Consider the following 13,554-nt stretch of genomic DNA (forward strand, 5'->3'; position numbering starts at 1 on the left):
GTCACGTCCGGAAGGAACACCCCACCGATGCCCACCGAGCCGCTCCGCCTGGTCAACGCCCGTCTCATCACCGGCCGGCCAGGAGCCGCCCCGATCGCGAACGCCGTGCTGGTCACCGACGCCGAAGGCCGCGTCGTCCACGCCGGGGAGGCCGCCGCGGCGCCCGCCTCGCCCGGCGCGCGCGAGATCGACCTCGCCGGACGCACCCTGCTGCCCGGCTTCATCGACACCCACGTCCACGTCAAACTCAGCCTGCCCCAGGGCCCGTTCCACGAGCTCACCACCGACCCGGCCTACGTCGCGTACGAGACCGCCGAGCGGCTGCGCGCCACCCTGGACGCCGGCGTCACCACCGTCCGCGACCTGGCCGGCGCCACCCGCGGCATCCGCCAGGCCCTCGCCGACGGCCTGATCACCGGCCCCCGGCTGAAGATCGCCGTGAACGCCATCAGCCACACCGGCGGCCACGGCGACTTCCACCACTTCGACGGTGGCCACCTGCAACTGCACCAGGGCGGCGCCTACCTGGCCGACACCCCGGACGAGGCGCGCCGGGCCACCCGGGACGCGATCCGTTCCGGCGCCGACGTGATCAAGATCTGCACCACGGGCGGCATGGGCTCCCCCCACGACACCCCCGACGACGAGGGCCTGCGCGTGGAGGAGGTACGTGCCGTCGTCGACGAGGCCGCCCGGCACGGCGGCCGCCCGGTCGCCGCCCACGCGCAGGGGCTGGCCGGGATCCACGCCGCCATCCTCGGCGGCGTCACCAGCGTCGAACACGGCTACGGCATCGACGACATGGCCCTCGACCTGGCCGCCGAGCGCGGCGTCTTCCTGGTGCCGACGCTCTCGACGGTCTTCGTCGGCATCGACAAGAAGGCGATGCAGCCCTACCACTACGAGAAGAAGGTGCGCTGGTCGGGCATCACGAAGACCAACATCGCCCACGCCATCGAACGCGGCGCCAGGATCGCCATGGGCACCGACGCGGGGGTCGTGCCCCACGGCCGCAACCTGCTGGAGCTCGGCTTCCTCGTCGAGCTCGGCATGGCGCCGGCCGACGCCATCGTCGCCGGCACCGCGACGGCGGCCGAACTCCTCGGCGCCGCCGACGACCTCGGCACCCTGGAGCCCGGCAAGCTCGCCGACTTCGTCGTCAGCGCCGTCGACCCGCTCGCCGACATCACCGGCCTCGGCGACCCGGCCAACATCCTGGTCGTCGCCCAGTCCGGCGTGATCCGCAAGGACCTCGCCGGCCTCACCACGAGGTGACGGTGCGAGGCCGAACCCACTGCCGGCCCGGTCCTCGGACCGTCCGCCCTCGGTAAGGGGCCGGGGCGAATCGGGAGAGGGGGCGCTCTCCCCTCCTCCCGCCGCGGGAACATCTCGTCGTGCCACGCCCCTTGACGGGGGAGCCGGCGCTGCCGCATAGTCGCGTGGAAACGATTCCATGGAATCGTTTCCACGCGACTTTCGGTTCGGTGTCCGCTGCGAAAGGCCCCTCATGGACGGCTCGGTGACGATCAAGGACGTGGCGGCGCTCGCCGGCGTGTCCGTGGGGACGGCCTCACGGGTGCTCTCGGGGAACTCGGCCACGTCGCCGGCCGCCCGCGAGCGGGTGCGGGCCGCGGCCGAGAAGCTGGGCTACCGCCCGGACGCGCGGGCCCGCGCCCTGCGGTCGACCCGCAGCCACGCGGTGGGGCTGCTGGTCTCCGACGTGCGCAACCCGTTCTTCGCCGATATCGCGCACGGCGCGGAACAGGCCGCGCTCGCCTCCTCGTACGTGACGCTGCTGGCCAACGCCAACGAGGACACCGCGCAACAGGACACCTACCTGGAGGCGTTCCTCACCCAGCGCGTCGACGGGATCATCGTCGCGCCGCAGGGGGAGGGCGGCGGCAACCTGCGCGCGGTCGAACAGGCCCGCACGCCGCTGGTGTTCGTGGACCGCACGGTCGACGGCTTCGACGTGCCGAGCGTCACCTCCGACAACGCCCAGGGCATCGAGCTGGCCGTGGCACACCTCGCCGAGCTCGGGCACACCCGCGTCGGCTACATCGGCGGCCCCGCGGCCGTCTCCACCGGCCGGGCCAGGCACGACGCCTACCTCGCCGCCGTCGCCCGGCACGGCCTGGACGAGGACCCGGAGCTGGTCACCGCCGGCGACTTCCGCAGCGCCAGCGGCGCCGCCGCGACCGCGCGGCTGCTCACCGGCAGGCGGCCCCCCACCGCGCTGCTCGCCGCGGACAGCCTGATGGCCATCGGCGCGCTCGGCGAGGTGCGCAGACAGGGACGCCGCATCGGCTCCGACGTCGCGTTGGTCGCCTTCGACGACATCGAGTGGTTCCGTGAACTCGACCCCCCGCTCACGGTGGTGGCCCAGGACGCGCGGGCGCTCGGCGAGCGGGCGATGCGACTGCTCCTCGACGTCATGGACGGCGGTGCCGTCACCTCCGAGACGCTGCCGATGCGGCTCGTCGTCCGCCAGTCCTCCACCGGCCGGCCCGCCGACTGAGCCCGGGCGCCCCACCGTCCCGACCGTCCCGCCCCACGAACGACCGGAAAGACCCATGCCCTCTGTGCACGTCATCGGAAGCCTCAACGCCGACCAGCTGCTGGAGTTGACCGCCTTCCCCGAGCGCGGCGAGACCGTGCTCGGCGCGGGGATGCGGCTGACCGCCGGCGGCAAGGGCGGCAACCAGGCGGTGGCCGCCGCCCGCGCCGGGGCGCCCACCGCGATGGTCGGGGTGACCGGCGACGACGCGCACGGGCGCCTGGTGCGGCGGGCGTTGGCCGAGGCGGGCGTGCGCACGACGGCCGTCCGCGTGGCGGCCGGCGCGCACACCGGGCTCGCCGTGGTGCTGCTCGAACCGGGCGGCGGCAACCGCATCGTCGTGACGCCGGGCGCCAACTCCGAGCTCGACGAGCGGGACATCGACGCCGGCCTGGCCACCGTCGCGCCCGGCGACGTCGTGCTGCTGCAACTGGAGATCCCGCCCGCTTCGGTGGCCCACGCCGCCCGCCTGGCCCGGGCCGGGGGCGCCACCGTGGTGCTCAACGCCGCGCCCGCGCCCGTCGACCTGCGCCTCCTCGACCTCGCCGACCTCGACGTGCTGGTGGTCAACGACCCCGAGGCACGCGCCGTCGCACGCCTCCTCGGCGTCGCCGAGCGGTCGGCCGAGGAGCGGGTGCCGGCCCTGGCCCGGGAGTTGGACGCGCTCGTGGTGTGCACGATGGGCGCGGAAGGAGCCCTGGCCGCGCCGGCCGGCGGGCCGGCCCCCGTGCTGCGGGTCCCGGCCGTCCCCGTGTCGGCCGTCGACACCACCGCCGCCGGCGACACCTTCACCGGCTATCTCGCCGCCGCGCTCGCCGACGGCACGGACGACCTGCCCGCGGCGCTGCGCCGGGCCGCCGCCGCGGCCGCGCTCGCCGTCACCCGGCACGGCGCCATGGCGTCCATCCCCGACCTGGGCGAGGTCCGGCGGACCCGCCACGCCTCCCCTCTCACCAGCAAGGAGTGACCATGCGCATCGCACTGGGCAACGACCACGCCGGGATGCTGCTCAAGGAGCACGTCCGCGGCGTCCTCCTCCGCCTCGGCCACGAGGTGATCGACCGCGGCGCCACCAGCGAGGAGCCGGTGGACTTCCCCGACGTCACGTTCGCCACCTGCGACGAGGTCCGCAGGGGCGCCGCCGACCGGGCGGTGCTGGTCTGTGGCACCGGCGCCGGCGCCCTGATGGCGGCGAACAAGATCGCCGGCATCAGGTGCGGACTCGGCCACGACGTGTACTCGGCCCACCAGGCCGTGGAGCACGACGACGCCAACGCGATCGCCATCGGGGCGTGGCTGGTGGGCCCGGCCACCGCCACCGAGGTCCTCGAGGCGTTCCTGGCCGCGAGGTTCGACAACGACGAGGACACGGTGCGCAGGGTCGCCAAGCTCCACGAACTGGAGCTCCGCTCGGCCCGCGAACTCGCCGACCGCGGCTGACCGGCCGCCGCTTCCCCGTCCCTCGTCCACTGCGCCGGCGGCCCGTTCCCCGACTCCCCAGGGCCGTCGCCCCCTCCCACCCCGGACACGATCCCCCGTCCCCACGGGAACTCCCTCCGACCGTCCCCCGCGCACAGCGTGATCAAAGGAGACCCTGCATGAGCGCGCACCGCACGACCCCCGCTCCCGGCAAGCCGGACGGCCGTCTGAAGACGGCGTTCGCGTCCGCCGCCGGCACCTGCGTCGAGAACTACGACTTCGTCGCCTACGGCACCGCCTCCGCCCTCTACTTCGGCGACGCCTTCTTCCCCGACTCCGACCCGGTGGTCGGAACCCTGCTCGCCTTCGCCACGCTCGGCGTCGGCTTCCTGATGCGCCCCGTCGGCGGCGCGCTCGGCGGCTACCTGGGCGACCGGCACGGCCGCAAGCCGGTGCTCGTCGGCGCCCTGCTCGTCATGGGCGTGGCCACCGTGCTCATCGGCCTGCTCCCCACCTACCACCAGGTCGGCGTCCTGGCCCCGGTCCTGCTGGTGATCATCCGCTGCGTGCAGGGCCTCGCGTTCGGCGCCGAGTGGGGCGGCGCGGTGATGATGACCTTCGAGCACGCGCCACCCAGGCGCCGCGGCCTCTACTCGGCGATACCCCAGGCCGGGAACCCGCTCGGCATCGCCCTCGCCAACATCGCCTTCCTGCTCTCCGCCTCGATCGACGGCGACCTGGCCTGGCGGCTGCCGTTCCTGGCCAGCTCGCTGCTGATCGTCGTCGGACTCGTGGTGCGGATGAAGCTCAACGAGTCCCCCGAGTTCGAGGCCGCCAAGGCCGGGGGCGACACGGTGCACAACCCGCTGCTGACGGTGTTGCGCGACGACTGGCGGAACATCCTCCGCATCATCGCCCTGCGGGTCGTGGAGTCCTGCGCCTACTACCTGACCGCCACCTACCTGCTCTCCTACATCACCGACCGCAACGAGGACGACCGGGCGATCGCGCTGACCGGCGTCGTGGTGGCCAGCCTGCTGGCCGTGGGCACCACCGTCCTGTCCGGCGCGCTGACCGACCGGGTGGGCCGCCGCATCGTCTATCTGGCCGGCTGTCTGCTCGCCGTGGCCTTCGGCGTCCCCATGTACATGATGGCGAACACCGGCTCCGCGGTGCCGATCCTGTTGACCTTCCTCATCGCCATCGGCGTCATCCACGCCGCCCTGACGGGCACCCAGGCCGCCTGGTTCGCCGAGCTGTTCCGCACCGGGACGCGGACGTCGGGCGCGTCGCTCGGCTACCAGACCGCCGCCTCGGTCGCCGGCTTCGCCCCGTTCGCCGCGGTACTGCTGGCCGACGCCTTCGACTGGTGGGGCCCGGCCGGCCTCTACGTCGCCGTGTCCGCCGTCGGTCTCCTCGGGGTCCTGACCACCCGCGAGACCTGGGGCCCGGCGCAACGCGCCGCCGCGGCGGCGTCCGAGCCGGACCCGGACCCGGACCCGGGCGCGACCGCGGACCGGCCCGCGCCCCGGCACGACGAGGCCGCCCCGCGACCCGGTCGCTGACGCCCGGCGGAACGCGGCTGCCCGGCAACGTGGTGTCGTTGCCGGGCAGCGTCAGCGTGAGCGCGCTGGCACCAGTGGCCTCACCTGGGGTTCGGCGCCTCGTCGGACGCCGTCGACGGCGATGCCGCACGCGTCCTGGGCGGCCATGACGGCGTCCTGGGTGCCGGGACCGAAGATCCCGTCCTGGGCGATGTTCCACCCCCACCCGCGCAGCAGGCACTGCGCGTGCGAGACGGCCGAGCCCCTGGAACCGTACGAGAGCACCGGGTGGCCGCCGCTGTAGCCGCAGCCGGCCGAGATCGACACGTCACCCCCCGCGCCGGAGACCGCCGCCTGGACTCCGCCGCCCGGCGCGCTCCCGGCCTGCGCCGGCGAGGTGAGCGCCACCATGCCCCCCGTGACCAGCACCGCGCGACGTCGCGCGGTGCGGGCGGGCTGGTCGTCGGAGGTGGCGTTGGCAGCGGGGACATCGGGCCGTCGGCGGAAGGTGCGGTTCACCGATGGCGGTGATGGTTCGTACTTTTGCCTCCTCGTCTCGGGATGTGACGGTCGAGTGGGCGTGGAAGGAGACGGTCGCCGGCAGGTGGTCCCGAGCCCCGTGCCGAAAAAACAGGAATAGCGGGGTGCGAAAGCAGAAAACGTTCTAAGACCCCCGCATGGAAGGTAGGAGGAGCTCAGGCACAGAGGCTCTCGTCCCCGGTCTCGACGATGCCGATCCCGAAATTCCGGATGGGCGCGGCCGTGGCCGCGGACGCTGCGGCGCCACGTTCAGCGATCGGGTCGCCATCGGGTGACGGCGTCGCGCACAGCGGCGGTGGGTGCGACGCCGCCTTCCGCGAGGGCGTCGAGGACCGCTCCGAGTATCGGCTCGGCGTGTTCCGTCACGACGCGGGCTTGTGGATGCGCCGCGGCGAGACGTCGCGGGATCGCCGCACGGAGCACGTTGTCGGCCGCGGCCACCGAGCCGCCCAGTGTGACGGTGAACCCGTCGCCTGGCAGCAGGCCCACGCGTCTCGCGCACGAGCTGATGTAGTGGATCACGCGTTCGGCCTGCTCGTGGACGAGGGCGATCGCGACGGGGTCGCCGGCTTCCGCCTCGTGCAGTACGGTGCGCACGGCCGTGGACCTGTGCAGATGTGACCCCCCGGCGTTCTCCCTCCTGGTGAAGGCGTGGAGCAGGTCCTCCACGGAGGCCGCGTCGTAGAAGCGCGGGAGCGACCGGGAGAGGCTGGTTTTCGCGGCCATGCCCAGCTCGGCGAGGTAGATCGCGCGGAGCGCCTCGTCGACGAGTCCGGCCGCGCCGAGTGGGTGTTGCAGCCACCACGACATCGCGAACTCCTCGCCGTGCCTGCCACGCCCGGCGATCGCGGCGCCGGTGCCGAGGGACACGGCGACTCCGACGCCGTCGGGGTCGCCGTATCGGAGGAGAGCGAATCCGTCGTTCTTGATCGAGAGGGATACCTCCGGGCCGAGCCGGGAACGGAGGACGCCGTTCCAGAGCTCCGCGTCCTCCGGCCAGTCGACGCCGGCGAGCCGGAACGCGCCGGCCGCGATGCGCGCACCCCCTTCGGGGAAGGCGCGCCGTGCGGCGGAGACGGCCTGGTCGACGAGGAGCAGGACCTCGGTCGTTGCCTCTTCCGGGGCGTCGACGCCATAGATGTCGCCCAGGCCGCCGCGTGCCCAGCCCAGGATGTTGCCGTGCCGGTCGGAGACGGCGGCGATGGTCTTGGTGTTGCCGGCGTCGACGCCGAGGAAGAGGTCGTTCACGGCAGCAGTCGCTCCGGGAGGTGGGCGGTGTGCGCGACGGCCATCTCGTCGTAGAGCTCTTCCGCGACCTTGAGGTTGGCGACCAGCGGGTTGGCCAACAGAGCCTGGACGCCGTCCTTGCGGGTGCCTTCCCAGCCGGCCTTGGCGGCGAGGATCTGGTACTCGGCGAGCTGCTGGGTGATGCCGAGGACGGAGTGCGGAAGGGGCTTCTGCGGGCGGATGTGGAAGCCCTTCCTGTCGACGGTGCACCAGACCTCGACCACGGTGGTCTCCTCGAACCCGGGCAGTGCGCCGCCGGCGTTCGGGAGGTTCACCGGGAGCAGGGCGCCGGTGTCGTTGTAGTGGGCGCTCATCACGTCGATCGCGAGCTCGAGCTCGTGGATGCCGCCGCGGGAGCGCGCGGGATCCAGTTCGGGCGCCGCGGCGCCGGCCTGTTCGCGGTAGTGCTCCCAGTAGCCGGGGACGGAGTCCATGATGATCTCCGACCGGGTCTTGGCGGCGCCCTGCTGTTCGCGCAGGAGTTCCTCGCGGAAGTAGTAGTAGTTGAAGTAGTCGGACGGGATCGATCCCATGGTCACGGCGAGGTGGAGCGCGCGGCGTGAGTTCGCGTCCAGGGTCGGGTCGTCCCTGCGTTCCTCCCAGGCCCTTTCGAGGAGGGGCATGACGTCCTGGCCGTCGTAGAGGTGCTCGGTGCTCCAGCAGTTGTGGTTCACGCCGGCCATGGTCACCTGGGCCCGCTCCGGGTCGAGCCCGGCGGCCTTGAGCACGACGGGCGGGAACACCATCGGTCCCTCGCACATCGAGACGATCTCGACGTCGCTGTACTGGCTGACGGCCTGGGAGACGATGTTCACCGGGTTGGTGTAGTTGAAGATCTTCGCCTGCGGGGCGACGGCGTTGAGGTCGTCGACGACGCCCTTGAGGACGTTGACCGAGCGCAGCGACATGAAGAAGCCGCCGGGGCCCTGGGTCTCCTGCCCGATGACCCCGTGCTTGATCGGGATGCGCTCGTCGAGGGCTCGGGCGGCGAATCCACCGGGGCGGAAGCTGGAGAGGACGGCGTCGACGTCGCGCAGCCCTGCCCGGCGGTCGGTGGTGGCGGTGACCGTGAGGTCGAGGCCCTGGACCTTGATCATCCGTTCGGTGATGGCGCGGACGACCTCCAGGTGGTCCGGGTCGAGGTCGATCAGGACGAGCTCGGAGCCGGCGAACTCCTCGCCGTGCCAGAGCAACGACGCCATCGTTCCGGCCGCGCGGGAGGAACCGCCGCCGAGATATGCGAGCTTGATGCGTGCCATGGGGTGGGCGTGCCTTTCGTGGTGGAGGTGGTTCAGGACGCGGCCGGCAGCAGCGCGGCCGCTTCCCGGTCGGTGAGGAATCGGGGGGAGGCGCAGTCGCTGAGCACGGTGGCCGGCCAGTCCGGCTCGTAGCCCTCGGCGGCGGCCAGGCGCCGCACCGTCGTCTGCTTGTGTGCGCCGGTGGCGATCATGACGACGGCGCGGGCGAGGTCCCGGATGGTCGCGATGCCGACCGTCACGCCGTGCCGGGGGACCTCGTCGAGGCCGCGTAGCGTGGGAAACGTCGCGAGGTTGTCCCGGCGCGTGCCCTCGCCGAGCTCGACCACCCGGGTGCGGCTGTCGGCGGCGGACCCGGCCGGATTGAGCGCGATGTGTCCGTCGGAGGCCCCGGACGCGAGGAGGAAGAGGTCGATGCCGCCGGCTGCGGCGAGAGCACGGTCGTACTCCCCGGGTTCCCTCCTCGGATCGGGAAACCAGAGGTTGCTCTCCGGGATGCCGGCGTTCGGCAGTGCCGCGGCGTTGAGTGGCTCGAGGATGTGACGACGGCCGAACCCGACGCAGCTGTGCGGCAGATCGGCGTCGATGAGGCGCACGTCGTCGCCGTCGTGGAGGACGTACTCGTCCATCAGGGCGATGATCACCCGGCGAAGATCGAGGTCGCGCTCCGCCACCAGCCCGGCCAGTTGCCGGTATGTGCCCATCGGGCTGCGCCCGCTCGGACAGCCGAGCACGAAGGGCCGACCGGCTTCCCCGGCCAACCGAATGCCGTCAGCGATCATCTCGGCCGCGAAACGGCCGACCTGATCAGGCGAATCGTAAACTTCCGGCGACACGCGCATGCGCGCGAACTCCTTCTTCACAGGGGGGCGGGGCGGAAAAACTGTGCTGGCGCGTCACTCCTTGAGCGCGCCGTCGAGCACGCCACGGATGAAATGGCGTTGGAAAAAGGCGTAGAGCACCAGTACCGGTAGCGCGACGATCAGCGAGCCGGCGGCCAGAAGGTTCACGTCGATCGTGTGCTGCCCCTGGAAGACGCCCAGTGCCAGGGGGGCCGGCTGGATCTCCGGATCGGCGATGAAGACGAGGGAGAGGAAGAGGTCGTTCCAGGTCCACATGGTCGACAACAGCGCGAGCGTCAACACGGCCGGGCGGGACATCGGCAGCAACACCTGCCAGAGGATGCGCCACGTCCGCGCGCCGTCGATCTCGGCCGCCTCGATCAGCGACACGGGAATGGCGCGGAAGGTCGCACGCATCCAGAACGTGCCGAAGGGAACTCCCATGCCGATATGGATGAGGATCAGTCCGAGCCAGGAATTCGTCAGCCCCAGGGACTGGAACGTGTGGTACAGCGGAATGATGAAGATCTCGGCGGAGACCATCAGGCCGAACAGAACGAGGGGAAAGAGGATGCGCTGCCCGGCGACGCCGAGCACCCCGAAAGCGAACCCGGAGAGGACGGCGACAAGAGTTTGTCCGAGCACCGCGCCCACGGTGATCACCGCGGAGCCGATCATGGCCTTGCCGAAACCGCCCGTGGTCCATGCCGTGGCGAAGTTGTCCCACTGCGGGTGCAGCAGATCGATCTGGCCGCCGCGGCTCGGGCTGAGCGCGGTGAAGAGGAACCAGACCACGGGGAAGAGCACGAGGAGCGAGACGACGACGAGGATGGCGTGGTTCAGAAAGCGTTCGCCGCGCGAGATCATGCGTTCTTCTCCCCGGAGAGGCGGTTGATGATCAGGGCCACCACCAGGCAGACGAGCGCCAGCACCACGCCGATCGCGGCCGCCATCCCCACGTCCGGGTTCAGAAACGCCTTGCGGTAGAGCAGCAGTGCCGGAGTGGTGGTCGACGTTCCCGGCCCGCCCTGCGTCGTCACCCACACCAGGTCGAAGGCACGCAACGCCCCGGTGACGGTCAGGGTCAACGCGATCGCCAGGTGTCCCTTCAGGCCGGGCAACGTGATGGCGAAGAACTCCCGTACCGGACCGGCACCGTCGAGGCGAGCCTGTTCGTAGAGTTCTTTCGGAATCGCCGCGACTCCGGCGATGAACAGCACCATGCACAGCCCCAGAGCGGTCCAGGTGCCGATCACACCGAGCGCGGGCAGCGCCCAGGTGAAGTCCCCGAGCCAACTGCGCGCGAGATCACCGAGGCCGACCGCGCGCAGGGCACTGTTGAGCGGGCCGTCCGGTCCGTAGACGCGTTTCCAGATCACGGCGACCACGACCGTCGTGAGCACCTGCGGCAGGAACAGCAACCACCGGTAGACCCCGGCGCCACGCAGCTTCCCGCGCCCGAGGAGCGCGGCGGAGAGCAGCCCGAGCGCGATCGGCACGAGGGCGAAGAACACCAGCAACACCAGGACGTGCCCCAGCGAGGCGATCAGCTCGGAGTCGCCGAAGAACGCCGTGTAGTTGCCCAGCCCCACGAAGTGGGCCTCCGTCACCCCGTCCCATCGGTAGAGCGAGTAGTTGAGGCTCTGCGCGAGCGGGACGAGAACCACGAAGCCGTAGGCGAGGAGGGCGGGAGCCGCGAACCCGAGGCCGACCCACCGTCGCCTCCGGGCGCGCGCGGAGATCCGGGCCCTTCGGGTGGGCCGCGGCGTGGTCGGTCGCGGGATCCGCGGGACGGCGGACGATTCCGCCGCTGGTCGCGTCGCCTGTCGAGAGTGCGAGGTCATGCGATCAGCCCTCCCCCCGCTGCCCCTGGAACGCGTCGTAGTCGTCCTGCCCGGCGTCGGTCAGCTGCTCCGGCGTGATCTGGCCGGCCAGCAGTCGTTGCGTTTCGCCGCCGAGCGTGTCGAGCATCGTGGGGGTGGCCCAGTCGAAGTACGGCACGTACCCGTTGTCCGCTTCGAGCCGCTGCTGTGCCTCGACCTCCGTGCGGAACTCCGGGTTGTCGTCCGGCGCGTCCAGATCCGTGTGGAGCAGGGGCAGGTAGCCGTGGTCGACGGAGATCTGCGCGGCCGCCTCGCTCGCCATGAAGTCGAGGAAGGCCGCGGCGGCGTCGGGGTGGTCGGAGCGCGCGGATATCGCCAGATTGCCCGCGGTCGACCCGGTCCCGACGATCTGACCGCCGTCGACCTGGGGGAGCTGGGTGTATCCGTACGTCTGTCGCTGCTCCGTCGAGAAACCGAGTGAGCCGGTGTACTCGAAACGGAACGCTCCCTCGCCGCTCAGGAAGTGATCGATCGCGTCCTGGTGCTGCACACCTTCGTGGTTCGGCGTGAACCATCCCGCGTCCGCCCACTCCCGCACGGTCGTCGCCGCCTCGGTGAGCCCCGTGGAGGTGATGGGTGGCGTGCCGGTGGAGTAGACGAAGTCGCCGATGTCCTCGGCGGAGCCGAAGAGATTCTGCACCGCGAGCAGGATGGCCGTTGCGGGGCCCTTGTCCAGGGAACCGTAGGCGATCGGTACCTGTCCGTCGGCGGCGATCTCCGCGCAGGCCTCCTCGAACTCCGCGAGGGTCGTCGGCACCGGGATGCCGAGCTGGTCGAGGATTTCCGTGTTGTAGTAGAGGCCGATGAGCGACGAGCGGGCGGCCGGTGTCGCGTAGATCGAGCCGGTGCCCATCTCGCTTCCGTCAGGGGTGAACTGCTCCTGCCGCAGGATGGTGGACGGAAAATCGCTCTCCCACCCGTACAGCTCCGCGTAGTCGTCGAGATCGAGGATGCGGCCGGCCTCCGCCAGCGTTCCCATCGACTGCCAGCCGTTGTTGACCAGCGCGATGTCAGGACCGTCCGAGTCGGCGAGACGCAGGTTCAGCGTACTGATCACCTGGTTCCAGTCCTGGGTGGTCCGCTCGACGGTGATGTTCGGATGCTCGGCCTCGAACGCGGCGATGACGGCGTCGGCCCACTCGCCTTCCGCGCCCTGCCAGAAATCGAGCATGCGGAGCGTGATGTTCTCTCCTGACACGTCGCTGGAGACCTCACGGGATTCGTTCGCGGCGGTCGAGCCACCCGGCGCGCACGAGGTCGCCGTCGTCGCCACACCCAAGCCGAGAGCCATCGCTCCGAGAAACTGCCTCTTCACCCAAGTCTCCTTTGACTCGTCGTCCCCTCGGCCGAGGACCGAGCGGCTGCAACCGTAACGAGAGGCAGTCCAGTTGGACCAGTATTCGAACCAGTTTTGGCCCACGGTGGAGACTGGTACGGTCTTGGACATGAGGACGCCAACGATCGCCGTCCGCGTCGCCCGCATGCTCGGCGATTCGATCAATCGCGGCATCTACCCACCGGGCGCGCGGCTGCCGGGAGAGCGCCAGCTCGCAGAACAGCTCCTGGTCAGCAGGAGCACTCTGCGCGTCGCGCTCAACCGGCTCGAAAGGGAAGGCCGGGTGGCTCGTTCACCGCAACGTGGATGGTTCGTCCCCAGCCCCACGGTCGGTGAGCCGCCGAGCACGCTGCAGAGCTTCACCGAGATGGCCAGCCTGCGCGGCCTCCGAGCCACGGCGAAGGTCCTCGATCAGACCGCGCGATCGGCGACCATCGACGAGGCCGATCGCCTCGGCATCCCACCTGGCACGGAGGTGCTGTCGCTCAAGCGCCTCCGTGGCATGAACTCCACACCCATCTGCGTGGACACGAACGTGTTACCGATGACGTGGGGCGCGTCGCTGCTGGCCGAGGACCTGACCGACCGGTCCCTGTACAGCGCGCTCGAGCAGCTGTGCGCGGTGACCGTCTACCGCAGCGCGTACTCCGTACAGGCGGACGTGGCCACCGCAGAGATCGCGGCACTTCTCACCATCTCCGTCGGCAGACCGGTGCTCATCGGCCGGGAAGTCGCCTACGACCGCGCCGGCAGGCCGATACTCCTGGGGCGCAACGTCTATCGAGGCGACGCATACCGCTTCGAGGCCGACCTCTACCGAACCGAGTAGCCCCTTCGCGGTCCGACCGGTCGCCACCGGAAGATCGTCGTGCGCCCGGTCGATCGCGACC

General features: G+C 71.2%; 13 protein-coding genes. 6 read left to right on the top strand and 7 right to left on the bottom strand.

The genetic code is table 11. The annotated features are described in order from the left end of the window. The first annotated feature begins 27 nt into the window (after nucleotides 1-27). From ACYVPE_RS02885 to ACYVPE_RS02905, 5 genes are all read left to right on the top strand, one after another. On the top strand, nucleotides 28-1,275 hold the full coding sequence (locus ACYVPE_RS02885; protein WP_461031752.1) for a metal-dependent hydrolase family protein: 1,248 nt from the start codon (nucleotides 28-30) through the stop codon (nucleotides 1,273-1,275). Nucleotides 1,276-1,519: 244 nt separating this feature from the next. Then, nucleotides 1,520-2,518 (top strand): LacI family DNA-binding transcriptional regulator, encoded by a 999-nt coding sequence (locus tag ACYVPE_RS02890; protein ID WP_461031753.1) that lies wholly within the window; start codon nucleotides 1,520-1,522, stop codon nucleotides 2,516-2,518. Nucleotides 2,519-2,573: 55 nt separating this feature from the next. Beyond that, nucleotides 2,574-3,524, top strand: a complete 951-nt coding sequence (locus tag ACYVPE_RS02895) for a PfkB family carbohydrate kinase (RefSeq protein WP_461031754.1) — start codon at nucleotides 2,574-2,576, stop codon at nucleotides 3,522-3,524. 2 nt (nucleotides 3,525-3,526) lie between these two features. After that, entirely contained in the window at nucleotides 3,527-3,997 is a 471-nt protein-coding gene (locus ACYVPE_RS02900; protein ID WP_461031755.1) for an RpiB/LacA/LacB family sugar-phosphate isomerase, read from the top strand. A gap of 158 nt (nucleotides 3,998-4,155) precedes the next feature. Further along, a complete protein-coding gene (locus ACYVPE_RS02905; RefSeq protein WP_461031756.1) occupies nucleotides 4,156-5,541 on the top strand; it encodes an MFS transporter in 1,386 nt (461 codons plus the stop codon). Nucleotides 5,542-5,592: 51 nt separating this feature from the next. Here the strand turns inward: ACYVPE_RS02905 and ACYVPE_RS02910 are convergent, their stop codons facing one another. From ACYVPE_RS02910 to ACYVPE_RS02940, 7 genes are all read right to left on the bottom strand, one after another. Continuing rightward, entirely contained in the window at nucleotides 5,593-6,039 is a 447-nt protein-coding gene (locus tag ACYVPE_RS02910; protein ID WP_461031757.1) for a peptidoglycan-binding domain-containing protein, read from the bottom strand. A 270-nt stretch (nucleotides 6,040-6,309) separates the two neighbouring features. Continuing rightward, nucleotides 6,310-7,308: an N-acetylglucosamine kinase gene (locus ACYVPE_RS02915; RefSeq protein WP_461031758.1), complete on the bottom strand. Its 999-nt coding sequence runs from the start codon at nucleotides 7,306-7,308 to the stop codon at nucleotides 6,310-6,312. Then, the gene (locus tag ACYVPE_RS02920; protein ID WP_461031759.1) at nucleotides 7,305-8,606 is read right to left on the bottom strand and encodes a family 4 glycosyl hydrolase; all 1,302 of its coding nucleotides are present in this window, start codon (nucleotides 8,604-8,606) and stop codon (nucleotides 7,305-7,307) included. The genes ACYVPE_RS02915 and ACYVPE_RS02920 overlap by 4 nt, the downstream gene beginning before the upstream one ends. A gap of 32 nt (nucleotides 8,607-8,638) precedes the next feature. Then, nucleotides 8,639-9,445, bottom strand: a complete 807-nt coding sequence (locus ACYVPE_RS02925) for a 6-phosphogluconolactonase (RefSeq protein WP_461031760.1) — start codon at nucleotides 9,443-9,445, stop codon at nucleotides 8,639-8,641. 54 nt (nucleotides 9,446-9,499) lie between these two features. Beyond that, the gene (locus ACYVPE_RS02930; protein WP_461031761.1) at nucleotides 9,500-10,312 is read right to left on the bottom strand and encodes a carbohydrate ABC transporter permease; all 813 of its coding nucleotides are present in this window, start codon (nucleotides 10,310-10,312) and stop codon (nucleotides 9,500-9,502) included. Beyond that, nucleotides 10,309-11,112 carry a carbohydrate ABC transporter permease gene (locus ACYVPE_RS02935; RefSeq protein WP_461031762.1) on the bottom strand — a complete coding sequence of 268 codons (804 nt, stop codon included), beginning with the start codon at nucleotides 11,110-11,112 and terminating at the stop codon, nucleotides 10,309-10,311. Before ACYVPE_RS02935 ends, ACYVPE_RS02930 begins: the two co-directional genes overlap by 4 nt. A gap of 181 nt (nucleotides 11,113-11,293) precedes the next feature. After that, on the bottom strand, nucleotides 11,294-12,526 hold the full coding sequence (locus ACYVPE_RS02940) for an ABC transporter substrate-binding protein (protein WP_461031763.1): 1,233 nt from the start codon (nucleotides 12,524-12,526) through the stop codon (nucleotides 11,294-11,296). A 247-nt stretch (nucleotides 12,527-12,773) separates the two neighbouring features. Between ACYVPE_RS02940 and ACYVPE_RS02945 the strand changes: the two genes are divergently transcribed. Continuing rightward, on the top strand, nucleotides 12,774-13,493 hold the full coding sequence (locus ACYVPE_RS02945) for a GntR family transcriptional regulator (protein WP_461031764.1): 720 nt from the start codon (nucleotides 12,774-12,776) through the stop codon (nucleotides 13,491-13,493). Nucleotides 13,494-13,554: the final 61 nt, after the last annotated feature.

Source organism: Streptomyces mayteni, from assembly GCF_054783955.1.